The 14,007-nt window shown below is 73.6% G+C and carries 12 protein-coding genes; 3 read left to right on the forward strand and 9 right to left on the reverse strand.

The genetic code is table 11. The features are described 5' to 3' along the window. Positions 1 to 209: 209 nt before the first annotated feature. From pcp to ACF088_RS40695, 4 genes are all read right to left on the reverse strand, one after another. Positions 210 to 854: a pyroglutamyl-peptidase I gene (gene pcp / locus ACF088_RS40680; RefSeq protein ID WP_392381032.1), complete on the reverse strand. Its 645-nt coding sequence runs from the start codon at positions 852 to 854 to the stop codon at positions 210 to 212. A gap of 135 nt (positions 855 to 989) precedes the next feature. Continuing rightward, entirely contained in the window at positions 990 to 1,958 is a 969-nt protein-coding gene (locus ACF088_RS40685; protein WP_392381033.1) for a DUF979 domain-containing protein, read from the reverse strand. Then, positions 1,955 to 2,665, reverse strand: coding sequence for a DUF969 domain-containing protein (locus ACF088_RS40690; protein WP_392381034.1), 711 nt, complete (start codon positions 2,663 to 2,665; stop codon positions 1,955 to 1,957). The genes ACF088_RS40685 and ACF088_RS40690 overlap by 4 nt, the downstream gene beginning before the upstream one ends. A 203-nt stretch (positions 2,666 to 2,868) precedes the next feature. Then, positions 2,869 to 3,612: a GntR family transcriptional regulator gene (locus ACF088_RS40695; protein WP_392381035.1), complete on the reverse strand. Its 744-nt coding sequence runs from the start codon at positions 3,610 to 3,612 to the stop codon at positions 2,869 to 2,871. 333 nt (positions 3,613 to 3,945) lie between these two features. Between ACF088_RS40695 and ACF088_RS40700 the strand changes: the two genes are divergently transcribed. The 3 genes from ACF088_RS40700 to ACF088_RS40710 are packed head-to-tail and all read left to right on the forward strand — an operon-like array spanning position 3,946 to position 6,202. Then, positions 3,946 to 4,722, forward strand: a complete 777-nt coding sequence (locus ACF088_RS40700) for a LamB/YcsF family protein (RefSeq protein ID WP_392381036.1) — start codon at positions 3,946 to 3,948, stop codon at positions 4,720 to 4,722. Beyond that, the gene (gene pxpB / locus ACF088_RS40705; RefSeq protein ID WP_392381037.1) at positions 4,719 to 5,342 is read left to right on the forward strand and encodes a 5-oxoprolinase subunit PxpB; all 624 of its coding nucleotides are present in this window, start codon (positions 4,719 to 4,721) and stop codon (positions 5,340 to 5,342) included. Before ACF088_RS40700 ends, pxpB begins: the two co-directional genes overlap by 4 nt. Further along, on the forward strand, positions 5,339 to 6,202 hold the full coding sequence (locus ACF088_RS40710; protein WP_392381038.1) for a biotin-dependent carboxyltransferase family protein: 864 nt from the start codon (positions 5,339 to 5,341) through the stop codon (positions 6,200 to 6,202). The genes pxpB and ACF088_RS40710 overlap by 4 nt, the downstream gene beginning before the upstream one ends. Positions 6,203 to 6,344: 142 nt before the next feature. Here the strand turns inward: ACF088_RS40710 and ACF088_RS40715 are convergent, their stop codons facing one another. The 5 genes from ACF088_RS40715 to ACF088_RS40735 form a co-directional block, all read right to left on the reverse strand. Further along, the gene (locus ACF088_RS40715) at positions 6,345 to 6,596 is read right to left on the reverse strand and encodes a hypothetical protein (RefSeq protein WP_392381039.1); all 252 of its coding nucleotides are present in this window, start codon (positions 6,594 to 6,596) and stop codon (positions 6,345 to 6,347) included. Between the two features lie 59 nt (positions 6,597 to 6,655). Then, positions 6,656 to 10,270 (reverse strand): hydantoinase B/oxoprolinase family protein, encoded by a 3,615-nt coding sequence (locus ACF088_RS40720; protein ID WP_392381040.1) that lies wholly within the window; start codon positions 10,268 to 10,270, stop codon positions 6,656 to 6,658. Then, on the reverse strand, positions 10,267 to 11,307 hold the full coding sequence (locus tag ACF088_RS40725) for an SGNH/GDSL hydrolase family protein (protein WP_392381041.1): 1,041 nt from the start codon (positions 11,305 to 11,307) through the stop codon (positions 10,267 to 10,269). Before ACF088_RS40725 ends, ACF088_RS40720 begins: the two co-directional genes overlap by 4 nt. Positions 11,308 to 11,372: 65 nt before the next feature. Further along, entirely contained in the window at positions 11,373 to 12,602 is a 1,230-nt protein-coding gene (locus ACF088_RS40730) for a glycosyltransferase (RefSeq protein WP_392381042.1), read from the reverse strand. Beyond that, on the reverse strand, positions 12,599 to 13,726 hold the full coding sequence (locus tag ACF088_RS40735; RefSeq protein WP_392381043.1) for a glycosyltransferase family 4 protein: 1,128 nt from the start codon (positions 13,724 to 13,726) through the stop codon (positions 12,599 to 12,601). Before ACF088_RS40735 ends, ACF088_RS40730 begins: the two co-directional genes overlap by 4 nt. Positions 13,727 to 14,007: the final 281 nt, after the last annotated feature.

Consider the following 14,007-nt stretch of genomic DNA (forward strand, 5'->3'; position numbering starts at 1 on the left):
CATGGGTGGAACCGCTGGTGGATCCGTTGACGGACCACTCGCCGGGCCGGCGCGTCAGTCTACGGCGTGGCCCGCGGCGGCCGGCCGCCAGGTCCGCGGCCTCCGTCGCCAGAGCTGGCGCCCGTCCGTGTCGGTGCCCGTGTCGGCGTCGGTTCCTGTACCCGTGTCGGTGCCCGCGCCCGTACCCGTGTCGGTGCCCGCGCCCGTGCTCAGTGGGTCGCCCCTCCCGCAATGCGGAGATCGGTGCGGGTGTGCGCGGCGGTGACCGCGATCTCCCGCAGGGCCCGGGCGACCGCGTCGGCCGGCAGCGACGGCTGGGCGCGGTCGACGACCTGCTCCGGCGTGTACGGGACGTGGACGAATCCGCCGCGCAGCTCGGGCAGTTCGGTGGCGATGAGGTGGGCGAGGCCGTAGAAGACGTGGTTGCAGACGAAGGTGCCCGCGGTGTTGGAGACGGAGGCGGGCAGACCGGCGGCGTGGACGGCCGCCACACACGCCTTGACCGGCAGGGTGGAGAAGTACGCGGCCGGGCCGCCGGGCACGATCGGCTCGTCGACCGGTTCGGCACCCGAGGCGTCGGGGATCCGGGCGTCGTCGACGTTGATGGCGAGGCGTTCGACGGTGATGTCGGGGCGGCCGCCCGCCTGGCCGACGCACACCACTATCTCGGGACGGGTCTCCTCGATCGCGGCACGCAGCACCGCCACCGACGCCCCGTAGACGCAGGGCAGCTCGGCGGCGAAGGCCTCGATGCCGGTGGGCGGTTCGTCCGCGGCGGCGCGTACCGCCTGCCAGGAGGGATTGGTGGATTCGCCGTCGAAAGGCGCAAATCCGGTCAGCAGTACCCGGGTCATACGGTCATCCTTGGTGCGGTGCGGTGCGGTGCGGTGCGTCCGGCGTCGGAGCCGACGGGCGACGGGCGGGGGCGGGGGCGGGGGACGGCGGGCCCACCATGCCGCGGAGGGCGGCACCGTGAGCCCGCAGCGGGCTCAGAAGGCGAACAGCGCCATGATCAGGATGTTGCAGCCGAGCAGGATCCCCGCGGTGGGCAGCTGCGCCTTGATCGGTCCGTACTGGTCCTTCAGCTCCAGCAGCGCCGCCGGAACGATGTTGAAATTGGCGGCCATGGGCGTCACCAGGGTGCCGCAGAATCCGGCGAGCATGCCGATGGCCAGGACGGCGGCGGGGTTGCCGTCGAAGTGGCCTATCAGGACCGGCCAGCCGACCGCGGCGGTCATCACGGGGAAGGCGGCGAAACCGTTGCCCATGATCACGGTGAACGCGAACATGCCCACGCAGTAGACGACGATCGCGATGCAGAGCGAGCCCTCGGGCAGGACGGAGGTGGTGAGCTTGCCGACCTGGTCGCCGACGCCGGAGACCTGGAAGATGGCGCCCAGCGTGGCCAGCATCTGCGGCAGCAGCATCGCCCAGCCCATCGCCTCCAGCATGGAACGGCCGGACTGCACGGGCACGGAGATCCGCTTCTCGCGGAGCATGATCATGCCGACGACGAGGGCGACGACGGCGCCGATCCCCAGGCCCAGGATGGTCTCGCTGCCCTCCTGGAGGACCGGTTCGCCCCCGATGGACAGGTGCTTGACGCCGATGGCGCAGGCCATGGCGACGGCCGGGATGGTGAGCGCGGGGACGAACAGCCTGTTGCCGAGCTTGGCGGCACTGGCGGTGCGCTGCTCGGGGGTCGTGGTGCGCGGGGTGCCGCGCCCGGTGAAGCCGAAGCCGGCCAGGCAGGCCATGACGAGCACCGCGGCGCCCAGGGGTTCGGCCGGCGCCTGCTTGGTGACGACCCAGCTGCTGTAGATGAAGCCGGCGCCGATCAGGCCCCAGAAGGCGCCGGTGCCCAGGCGCTTGGGGTTGCTGCGGTCGGTGACCATCTGGGCGGCCATCACCAGGAAGCTGAGGCCCACCAGCCAGTAGAACCACTCTGCCTTGATCACTGGGCGGCCTCCACTGCGGCGGTGTCGGGGACGTTGGCGGTGAGCAGTTCGCGTTCCAACTGGCGGTCCAGGCGCAGCAGCCGCCAGCCGTGGACGACGAAGGCGCACACGGCGGTGGGGATCGCCCACAGCGCGAGCTGCAGCGGTTCGAGGTGGGTCCCGTAGGTGGTGTTGACGAAGCCGGTGATCAGCAGGATCGAGCCGACGGCGAGAAAGACGTCCTCCCCGAAGAAGAGGCCGACGTTGTCCGCGCTGGCGGCGAACGACCTGACCTTCTCCCGTGTGCGGTCGGGGAGTTCGCCGTATTTCCGCTCGGCCGCGCCCTCGGCCATCGGGACGGCGAGCGGGCGGACGGTCTGGGCGGGGCCGAAGACATTGGTCAGCCCGACCGCGGCGCCGATCTGCCGCAGACCGAGGTAGAGCGCCAGGAAGCGTCCCGTGGTGAGCCCGGCGAACCGGGCGATGAGGTTGCGGGCCTGCTCCTGGAGGCCGTAGCGCTCCAGGAGGCCGATGACCGGGAGGGTGATCGCGAAGATCGTCACCGCCCGGCTGCCGGCGAAGCCGTCGCCGAACGCGGCGAGCACCTTGCCCGGCGACAGCCCTCCGAGGAGGCCGGTCGCGATGCCGGCCACCCCCACGACCAGCAGGGGATTGCGTTTCGTGGCGAAGCCGATCACGACCACGAGCACGCCGAGGAGCACGATCATGGATCCGCCTTCCGCGTACGGGGACCCACCCGGGTCCGCAAGGAGATGAAGAGATTGCAGCGGAGGCTAGGCGATTGTTCAACGATCCGACAAGGGGTCTGCGGGGACGGATCTCAACCCGCCTCCACGGCACGGCTCATGACCGACCTCGCGGCGCCCCGGCACGTACCGCACTGCACCCCGCCGCACTGCTCCCCCTCTGCTCACCCCTCCGCAATGCGCTGCGCGTACGCCCCCGACAACTGAGTGCGCGAGTCCTCCAGGTACGACAGCAACAGCCGCTCGGCCTCGACGGCATCGCCCGCCTGCAGCGCCTCGACAATTTGCCTATTACGGGTCAAATAGGGCGCATGAAAGCGCCGGGGGTCGGCCATGACATGGAAGACGAGCCGGAGCTCGGCGAGCACACCCCGCATCAGCTCATCCGTGCGCGGACTGCCCGCCAGGGCCACGATTCCCTGGTGGAAGCGGATGTTGGCGGTCGAGAGCGCCTGCCACTCCCGGCCTTCGGACGCGGCCTCGCCGGCCTGCACCGCGGCCTCGATCGCCGCAATGGCATCGGTCGCAGCAGCGCCGTAAGACCCCTGCCCCAGACCCCGTACCGCCGCACACTCCACGAGCATGCGCACCCGGTAGATATCCTCCAGGTCCTCGACCGTCACCACCCGGACGAACACCCCGCGGTTGAGCTCGTGCACCAGCAGCCGCTCGTGCGTCAGCAGCCGGAACGCCTCGCGCAGCGTGTTGCGCGAGACCCCCAGGGCGCCGCCGATGCTCTCCTCCGAGAGCCGGGCACCGGGCGGGAAGTAGCCCTCGGTGATCCGGTCGCGCAGGATGTCGGCGACCCGTTCGGCCGTGCTGGAGCGCCCCAGCAGGGCACGGTCCCCTTCCAGGCTCGCGACCTCGGTGAGCCGCCACTGATCGTTCTTCGCCGCTCCGCGCGCCATACCGCTCCCCGCTCTCGCGCCGTACCGGGACGGCGATCGAGGCCGCGCCGGTGTCGTGTGAGCGAAAGTCAATCCCAGATGGGAGAACGAAACAACGCATCCATGATCGCACCCCGAACACCTCTTGTCGGATCGTTGAACAATCCTCTACGTTGTCCTCGGCGCCGGTCGGCTCCAGTGCACTCGCTCCAGTGCACTCGCTTGAGTGCCCTCGAGGGAGAGTCACTACGGATACGGGCCGGCCGGAACGTCCCGCCGCCCCTGTCCGCGCACGAGCCGTCACACCGGCGCCCCCGCGCCCGGCCGGCCCCGAGCCCCATGGAACGGACCCATATGAGCGACCCGGCGAACCCTCCCGTCATCGACCTCAACGCCGACCTCGGGGAAGGCTTCGGCCGCTGGCAGCTCACCGACGACGAGGCCCTGCTCTCCGTCGTCACCAGCGCCAATGTCGCCTGCGGCTTCCACGCCGGCGACCCGGCCACCATGCGCCGGGTGTGCGAACTGGCCGCCGAGCGCGGCGTGGTCATCGGCGCCCAGGTCTCCTACCGCGACCTGGCCGGCTTCGGCCGCCGCGCGATGGAGGTGCCGCCGGACGAGCTGTCCGCCGAGATCACCTACCAGATCGGGGCGCTGGACATCTTCGCGCGCGCCGCCGGGACCCGGGTCCGCTATGTCAAACCGCATGGCGCGCTCTACAACCGCTGTGTCCACGACGAGGAGCAGGCCGCTGCCGTCATCGACGGCATCCGCGCCGCGGGCGGCGGCCTGCCGGTCCTCGGACTGCCCGGCTCACGGCTGCACGAGGCCGCCCGCCGGGCCGAACTGCCCGTCGTCGGCGAGGCCTTCGCCGACCGCGCCTACACCGACGAGGGCACCCTCGTCCCCCGCCGCGACCCGGGCGCGGTGGTCCACGACGCCGACGAGGTCGTCAAGCGTGCCCTGGGCATGGCCCGCGACCGCACCGTCACCTCCCGCGACGGCCGGCGCGTCGGCATCACGGCCCGCTCGCTGTGCCTGCACGGCGACACCCCCGGCGCCGCGGACCTGGCCCGGCGCGTACGGTCCGAGCTGGCCGCGGCCGGCGTACACATCCGGAGCTTTGCATGAGGCCGCTGCCGGTCGGTGAACACGGTCTGCTGATCGAGCTGGACAGCGCCGAGGAGGTCGAGGCGCTGCACGCCGAACTGCTGCGCCGGGCCGCCGACGGCGCCCTGCCGCCGCTGCGCGAGATCGTGCCGGCCGCCCGTACCGTGCTCCTCGACGGCCTCGCCGACCCCCGCGGGCTCCTCGCCGAGCTCGCCGCCTGGGACATTCCGCCGCTCACCGCCGGCGACCGGCCCACCGTGGAGATCCCGGTCCGCTACGACGGCCCCGATCTCTTTGATGTCGCCGCCCTGTGGGACTGCACCCCCGACGAGGTGGTGCGGCGGCACTCCGCAACGGAGTTCCACGTCGCCTTCTGCGGCTTCGCCCCCGGCTTCGGCTATCTGACCGGGCTGCCCGAGCCGCTGCACGTACCGCGCCGGGACACTCCCCGTACGAAGGTCCCGGTCGGCTCGGTCGCCCTGGCCGGCCCGTACACCGGCGTCTACCCGCGCTCCTCCCCCGGCGGCTGGCAGTTGATCGGCACCACCGACACCGTCCTGTGGGACCCGCGCCGCGAACCGGCCGCGCTGCTCGCCCCCGGCACCCGTGTCCGCTTCGTCCCGCAGGAGACCACCCGATGACCGACCGCGCGTTCTCGGTCGTCCGGGCCGGTGCGCTCACCACCGTCCAGGACCTCGGCAGGCCCGGTCACGCCCACCTCGGGGTGCCACGGGCCGGCGCCCTCGACGCGCCCGCGCACCGCCTCGCCAACCGCCTGGTCGGCAACCCCGAGTCCGCCGCCACCCTGGAGACCACGCTCACGGGCTGTGCCCTGCGGGTCCGTACGGCCGCCACCGTCGCCGTCACCGGCGCGCCCTGCCCGGTGACCGTCGACGGCCGCCCCGCCCCCTGGGGTGCACCGGTCCGCGTCCCGGCGGGCGCCGTCCTGGACGCCGGGCCGGCCACCCACGGCCTGCGCTCCCACCTCGCCTTCGCCGGGGGCATCGACACCGAACCGGTGCTCGGCAGCCGCGCCGCCGATCTCCTCTCCGGCCTGGGCCCCGAACCGCTCGCCGAGGGGACGGTGCTCCCGCTGGGCGCCCCGTACGGCCCGCCGTCCACCGCCGACGCGGTCCCGCACCCCGGCCCGGTGACGGAGCTCCTCCTGCCGTTCCTGCCCGGCCCCCGCGACACCTGGTTCACCGCCGCCGGTCTGCACACCCTCGCCACCGGCCGCTTCCGCGTCTCCCCGGCCGGCAACCGCATCGGCCTGCGCACCGAAGGCCCGCCCCTGGAGCGCGCCCGGACCGGCGAACTCCCCAGCGAGGGCATGCCCCTGGGCGCCCTCCAGGTCCCGCCCGACGGCCTGCCGGTCCTCTTCCTCCACGACCACCCCACGACCGGCGGCTACCCGGTCATCGGCATCGTCCCCGAGCGCTATCTGGCCCCGGCGGCCCAGGCGGTACCGGGGACACCGGTCCGCTTCCTCCGGATGCGTTAGGCGCTTTCCGATCTCTGCAGGCCCACGGAGTTCGGGACGACACACCTAAAGGCTGTCAGCAGCGACGTCCTGGCCAACGGGAGAACTCGCAAGGCGCACCGCGTTGCCACCGCCAGCCAGTCGACCGGTTTCGCGCCGCCGGTCACCTTCCGCAGCAGCCCGTCCGTACGGCGTGCACGCCCACCCCGGCCGCGGTCAGCTCCGCGCACAGCGCGGGGTCCTCCGCACCCGCCGAGCGGAGCACGTACTCCGGAGCGGCCCCGGCGGCCACGAGCTGCCGGATCAGGCCCGGGCCTTCGATCAGGCAGCGTCCGGCGGCGGTCCGTCCGGAGCGGGTGGCCAACGTCCGTGCGGTGGCAATCCGCGCGTCCTTGATCGAATCGATGAGCTCCATGGCCGACCAGACTGTCGATGCGCCGCGCGGGGGCGTGCCCAGGCCCACGCGGCCGCCCGTCAGCCCCCGTCCGCCTCTCCATATCCCCCGCCGCCCGGTGTGCGCAGCACCAGCACATCGTCGACGCCGACATCCACCGCGTCACAGCCCGCCAGCTCCACCCGTGAACCGTCCGCCCGTTCCACGGAGTTGGCGCCCAGCGCACCCGGGGCGCCGCCCGCCATGCCGTACGGCGCGATTCTGCGGTGGTTGGTCAGCAGGGCGACCGTCATCGGCTCCAGGAAGCGCAGCCGGCGCTCGACGCCACAGCCGCCGTGCCGGCGCCCCCTACCGCCGCTGCCGGAGCGGATGGCGAAGCTGTCGACGCGGACGGGGTAGCGCCACTCCAGCACTTCGGGGTCGGTCAGCCGGGAGTTGGTCATATGGGTCTGCACGGCGTCCGCACCGTCGAAGCCGTCGCCCGCGCCCGAACCGCTGGCGACGGTCTCGTAATACTGCACCCGGTCGTTTCCGAAGGTGACGTTGTTCATGGTGCCCGAACCCTCCGCCTGGACACCGAGCGCGGCGTAGAGCGCGCCGGTGACCGCCTGGGAGGTCTCCACATTGCCCGCGACGGTGGCCGCCGGAAAGACGGGGGCGAGCATCGAGCCCTCCGGGATGCGGACCTCCACGGGCTTGAGGCAGCCGCTGTTGAGGGGGATGTCGTCGGCGACCAGGGTGCGGAAGACGTACAGGACGGCGGCCATCACCACCGAGCTGGGCGCATTGGCGTTGCCGGGCTGCTGGGGTGAGGTGCCGGCGAAGTCCAGTACGGCGCTGCGGGCGGCACGGTCGACGGTCAGCGCGACATGGATCTCGGCCCCGCTGTCGGTCTCGTAGCGGCAGCTGCCGTCCGACAACCGGGCGATGATCCGCCGCACCGATTCCTCGGCGTTGTCCTGGACATGCCCCATATAGGCCTGGACGACCTCCAGCCCGAACTGTTCGGTCATCCGCCGCAGTTCCTGGATGCCCTTCTCGTTGGCGGCGATCTGGGCGCGCAGATCGGCGAGGTTGGCGTCCGGCGCGCGGGAGGGGTAGGGGCCGGCGGCGAGCAGGTCGCGGGTCGCGCGCTCGCGCAGCTCGCCGTCGCGCACCAGCAGCCAGTTGTCGAAGAGGATGCCCTCCTCCTGGATGGTGGTGCTGAAGGCGGGCATCGAGCCTGGGGTGATCCCGCCGATCTCGGCGTGGTGGCCGCGCGAGGCCACCAGGAACAGCAGCTCTGCCCCCTCGGTGCCGAAGACGGGGCTGACGACGGTGACGTCGGGGAGGTGCGTGCCCCCGTGGTACGGGTCGTTGATCGCATACACATCGCCCGGCCGCATCTCGCCACCGCGGCGCCGGAGCACCTCCTTGATGGACTCCCCCATCGAGCCCAGGTGCACGGGGATGTGCGGGGCGTTGGCGATCAGGTTGCCGTCGGCGTCGAAGAGGGCGCAGGAGAAGTCCAGGCGCTCCTTGATGTTGACGGAGTGTGCGGTGTTCTCCAGGCGGACGCCCATCTGCTCGGCGATGGCCATGAAGAGGCTGTTGAAGACCTCCAGCATCACCGGGTCGGCTTCGGTGCCGACGGCGGCCCGGCCGGTACGCGGCCGGGTCCGGGTCAGCAGGAGGTGCCCGCCCTCTCCCATGGCCGCCTGCCAGCCCGGGTCGAGGACCGTGGTCGCGTCCTCCTCGGCGATCACGGCCGGGCCGGTGAGGGTGTCAGCGGGGCGCAGGTCCGTGCGGCGGTAGAGGCCGGTGTGCTGCCAACGGCCGGCCGTGTACATCCGTACCGTGGCGGCCGGTGTCAGCTCACCCTCTCTGCTGCCCGCTCGGGCCTCGTACCCGCCCGCGCCGCCGGCCGCGCCCAGCGCTTCGACCGACACCGCCTCGGCCACCAGCGGTTTGTCCATGGTGAAGGCGTAGCGCTCACGGTGTGCCCGGACGAATTCCGCCGTCATGGTGTCGGCGTCGGCCAGCGGGACGGCGAGGGTGGAGTCGGTCCCGGCGTAGCGGATCAGCACCCGGGCGCGGGTGGTGACCGATGCGTCCGGCACCCCGTCGTCGAGGAGTTCGCGCCGGGTCTGTCCGGCGAGGGCCTCGCACACCTCGTGCACCCGGCGGAGGGCCGCGGGGTCGGTGAACTCCGCCTCGACGGCCTGCTCGCGCATCGCGGTGGCGTCGGCGACCCCGATGCCGTACGCGGAGAGCACCCCGGCCAGCGGCGGGACGAGCACCGTGTCGATGCCCAGCGCGTCGGCGACGGCGCAGGCATGCTGGCCGCCGGCGCCGCCGAAGCTGGTGAGGACGTAGCGGGTGATGTCGCGGCCGCGCTGGACGGAGATCTTCTTGACGGCGTTGGCCATGTTGAGCACGGCGATATCGAGGAAGCCGGCCGCGACTTCCTCGGGGCCCCGGTCGTCCCCGGTCTCGGCGGCGGCCCGCGCAGCCAGCTCGGCGAAGCGGGTGCGGACCACCTCGGCGTCCAGCGGCTGGTCGCCGTCCGGCCCGAACACCGCGGGGAAGTGGGCGGGCTGGATACGGCCGAGCATCACCTGGGCATCCGTGACGGTGAGCGGGCCGCCGCGCCGGTAGCAGGCCGGCCCCGGGTCCGCACCGGCCGAGTCGGGGCCGACCCGGTAGCGGCGGCCGTCGAAGTGCAGTACGGAACCGCCGCCGGCCGCGACGGTGTGGATGTTCATCATGGGTGCGCGCATCCGTACGCCCGCGACCTCGTTGCCGAAGACCCGCTCGAACTCACCGGCGTAGTGCGACACATCGGTGGACGTGCCGCCCATGTCGAACCCGATCACCCGGTCGTGACCGCCGCCCGCGTCGGCGGCGGTACGCACCATGCCGACGACGCCGCCCGCGGGACCGGACAGCACCGCGTCCTTGCCCCGGAAGTGTGCCGCCTTGCGCAGTCCGCCGTTGGACTGCATGAACATCAGCCGGATGCCGGGGAGTTGGGCGGCGATCTCGTCGACGTACCGGCCCAGGATCGGGGAGAGGTAGGCGTCGACGACGGTGGTGTCGCCACGCGGCACCAGCTTCATCAGCGGGCTGACCTCGTGCGAGCAGCTGACCTGGGAGAACCCTGCCTGCCGGGCCAGTTCGGCGACGGCTCGTTCGTGGTCGGCGTGGCGGTAGCCGTGCAGCAGGACGACCGCGGCGCTGCGCAGGCCGTCCGCACGGGCCCGGATCAGTGCCCGGCGGACCTCGTCGACGTCCAGCGGCCGGATGAGCTCACCGTGGGCGCCGATCCGCTCCGGCACCTCGATCACCCGGTCGTAGAGCGCCTCGGGCAGCACGATGTGCCGGTCGAAGATCCGCGGCCGGTTCTGGTAGGCGATCCGCAGCGCGTCCCGGAACCCTTCGGTGGTCAGCAGCACGGTCGGTTCGCCCTTGCGCTCCAAGAGGGCGTTGGTGGCGACGGTGGTGCCCATCTTGACCACGGAGACCCGCTCGGCGGGCACCGGTTCGTCCGGGCCGAGCCCCAGCATCATCCGGATACCGGCCACCGCGGCGTCCCGGTAACGCTCCGGATGGTGCGAGAGCAGCTTGCCGGTGACCAGCCGTCCGTCCGGCCGCCTGCCGACGACGTCCGTGAACGTGCCACCGCGGTCGATCCAGAACTCCCAGCGTCCGGTCATCCTGTCATTGTCGCAGCGCCCCTCACCGTCGCGGCGGTTCTCCCCGCCCGGGCACCGTCCGACCCGCCGGACCCGCCGGACCCGCCCGGCCCGTCAGCCCTGTCCAGCCCGTCAGCCCCCTTCACCTCGTCCGACCCGTCCGTCCCGTCCGTCCCGTCCGTCCCGTCCGTCCCGTCCAGTGCGGCGAGCGCGGTACGCGTGGCATGGTCGGCCGCGGCGTCCAGCAACCGCCCGGATCCCGCGAGCCCGTGCCGGCACTCCTGAAGCGCCAGGCCCAGCAGGCCGGGCAGCAGGTCCGTGCACCGGTCGGCGACCCAGCGGGTGCCGCGGGTCGCCATCCACCGGACCGATCCGGCGCGGGTCGGCGGCGGGCCGTCGGGGGTGAGCGCGGGCGGCGGGCCGACGGGCAGGCCGGCGGCGGCCAGCGCCGCATGGAAACCGCGGGCCAGCAGCCGGTGGCCGCGCTCACTGGGGTGCAGCCGGTCCACGCTCCAGCAGGCACGTTCGGCGACCCAGGCGTGCTCGGCGAGGTGCAGATGAACGCCCTGGTAGCGCGCCGACACCGCATGGACGACGGTGTTCACGGCGCGCATCCGGCGGGCCAGCGGACGCGCCAGCGGCGCGGGCAGGCCCAGCATCCGGCCCGGATCGGGCAGGCATGCCGTCAGCACCACGGCCCCGTCGGCACTCAGTGCGCCGTGCGCCCGGTCCAGCGCGACCGCGACCCGCTCGATGGCGAAGGCCGCGCGCAGGGTGTCGTTCGCCCCGACGACCAGCGAGGCGAAGCGCGGCCGGAGCTCGCGCGCCATGGGCAGCTGCCGCTCGCCCAGCTCCGCCGCCAGCGCCCCGCTCCGCGCCAGGTTCACCAGTTCCACGCCGCCGGGCCGCTCACCCAGCGCCCCGGCGAGCAGGGCCGCCCAGCCGCGCCAGCCGCCGCCCGGTACGGGGTCACCGAGCCCTTCGGTCAGCGAGTCACCGAGCGCGACAAAGCGGGCCGGGGCCGGCGAACGGCCGCCCCCCGGCCCCGGCTTCGGCATCACCGCTCCCCCGTCCGGTATCACCACTCCGCCGTCCGGTATCACCACTCCCTCCGACCGCACCGTCACCACCCGCCCAGCGGGCCGGCCGGGGACGGGAAGGACGAAGCGGTGACCGGCCTGCCGAGCGGGGCGGCCGCGTCGTGCGCCGCCAGGAAGGCCTCGACGGCGGGCTGCCAGCCGTAGCCTTCGGCACGGCGGCGGGCGGCGGCGCGCCGGGCGGGCCCGGGCCGGGCCAGGACGCGCTGGACCGCATCGGCGAACGAGGGCCCGTCGTCGAGCGCCGTATCGCCACCGCTGCCGACCAGCCCCGCCAGCGCCGACGCCGCGCTGGCGACCACCGGGGTACCGCAGGCGAGCGCTTCCAGGGCGGCCAGCCCGAAGGTCTCGGCCGGGCCGGGCGCCAGTGCGACATCGGCGCCGGCCTGCAGCGCGGCGAGCCGGGACCGGTCGGCGAGATGCCCGAGGAAGGCCACGGGCAGCCGTTCGGCCCGTGCCCTGGCCTCCAGGCGGGCCCGCAGCGGCCCGTCACCGGCCACCACCAGCGTCGCGTCCACACCGCGCCGCCGCAGCTCCGCCAGCGCGTCCAGCGCCCGCCCCGGCCGCTTCTCCTGCGACAGCCGGGAGCACAGCAGCAGCAGGACCTCCGCCCGGCCCGCCCAGCGCCGGCGCAGCTCCGTGCTGCGGCAGCCGGGGTGCCAGGCGGCGAGATCGACGCCGAGCGGAGCGCGCACCACATTGCGCACACCGGCCCGGGTGAACTCCGCCGCCGCCCATGCGGTGGTGCACACGACCCGGCTGTAGGCGTGCGCCGTACGGCGGTTGAGCCGGTCCGCGGTGGCGCGGGCCAGCGGCTGCGGTATGCCCCAGGTGCGCAGCACCCCGTCCACGCTCTCGTGCGAGACCATCACCGCGGGGATCCGTGCCCGGCGCGCCCACTCCCCCGTCCAGCGCAGCGTCGTCCGGTCGGAGACCTCCAGCCGGTCGGGGGCCAGCGAGTGCAGCAGTCGCTGGACCTTGCGGCGGTCGGTCAGCATGCGGTAGCCGCCGCTGCCCGGCAGCTCCGGCCCCGGCAGGGTGATCACCCGTCCCTGTGCGGTGACTTCGTCACACCAGCCGGCCGGGCCGCCCACCCCCGGGGGTCCGGGAACGATGAGCACCGGCTCGTGCCCGGCGGCCCGGTAGCCCGCGCCGAGCTCCCGCAGCGCGGTGCGCAGCCCGCCGGAGGCCGGCGTGACGAAGTTGGCGATCCGGACGATCCGCAGGCCCGCCCCGCGAACGTGTCGCGCGTTCATGCCGCCACCGCCGTCCGGTCGCTCAGCACGGCCTCGTAGTGGCCCAGAAGCTGGTCGCCGACCGCCGCCCAGGTACGGTCCTCAACGGCTCTGCGGGCCGCGGCACCGTACCGGACGCGCAGCTCGGCGCTGCCCGCGAGCCGGCCCACCGCGTCCCGGAACGCGCCGCCGTCCCCCGGTGTCACCAGCAGCCCCGTGCGGTCGTGGTCCACCAGGTCGAGCGGGCCGCCCGCCCGGGGCGCCACCACCGGCACCCCGGAGGCCATCGCCTCCTGCACGGTCTGACAGAAGGTCTCGTACGGCCCGGTATGGACAAAGATGTCCAACGAAGCATAGAGCCGGGCGAGTTCGTCACCCGTACGGCGGCCGAGGAAGCGCACCCCGGGCAGCGCGGTCCGCAGCCCGGCGGCACTGGGCCCCTCGCCGATGACGACGGTGCGTACGCCCGGCAGCCGCGAGGTCTCGGCCAGCAGCCCGACGTCCTTCTCCGGCGCGAGCCGTCCCACGTACCCCACCAGCAGCTGCCGCCCCGCGGTGAGCGAACTGCGCAGCACGGCGTCGCGCCGCCCGGGGTGGAACCTTTCGGAGTCGACGCCGCGGGGCCACAGATGGACCCGGGGCACACCGTGCTCGGTCAGATCCAGCAGCGCCGCGCTGGAGGGCGCCAGGGTGCGGTCGGCGGCGCCGTGCACCGCCCGGATGCGGCGCCAGGCCGCGGCCGCGCCGCCGCCCAGGTAGGTGCGGGCGTAGCGGCCAAGATCGGTCTGGTAGACGGCGACGGCGGGCACCTGGCGGCGGGCGGCGGCCGCCATCCCCCGGGCACCCAGCACGAAGGGGCTGGCGAGGTGGACGAGATCGGGGCGGTGCCCGTCGAGCGCCGCGGACAGCCGGCGCCCGGGGAGCGCGATCCGCACCTGCGGATAGCCGGGCAGCGGCATCGAGGGCACCCGGACGACGGGGCAGGGACTCTCGTACGTACCGGCGGCCGGCGAAGCGCCACCGAGCGGCGCGATGACCAGCGGATCGTGGCCGCGGCGGACGAGGTGCCGGGCGGTTTCCAGGGCGCAGTGGGAGACGCCGTTGACATCGGGCGGGAAGGATTCGGTGACGAGGGCGACACGCATACCGCTGTTCTCGGCGGGCCGTGCGTGGAGGGGACCAAGGGGATCTTTCCAACCGGAGAACGTCCCATGACCGTCCGCTGCGCTTCCGCTGCGCTTTGCCTCGGCCCGTTTTCGGCTCTCTCGCCGTTGCGCCTGGCGGCGGGCGGGGTCCGCTGCGCGGGGCTGGGTCCGCTGCGCGGGGCGTTGCCGCTGCGCGGGGCGGGTCCGCTGCGCGGGGCTGTCGGGGTGCGGTGACGGGCCTGCGCGGGTGGGTGTCCGGACTGCTTCGCTTTACGTCCGGA

The organism is Streptomyces sp. NPDC015125 (genome assembly GCF_043080045.1).
In the GTDB taxonomy this organism is placed as follows: Bacteria; Actinomycetota; Actinomycetes; order Streptomycetales; family Streptomycetaceae; genus Streptomyces.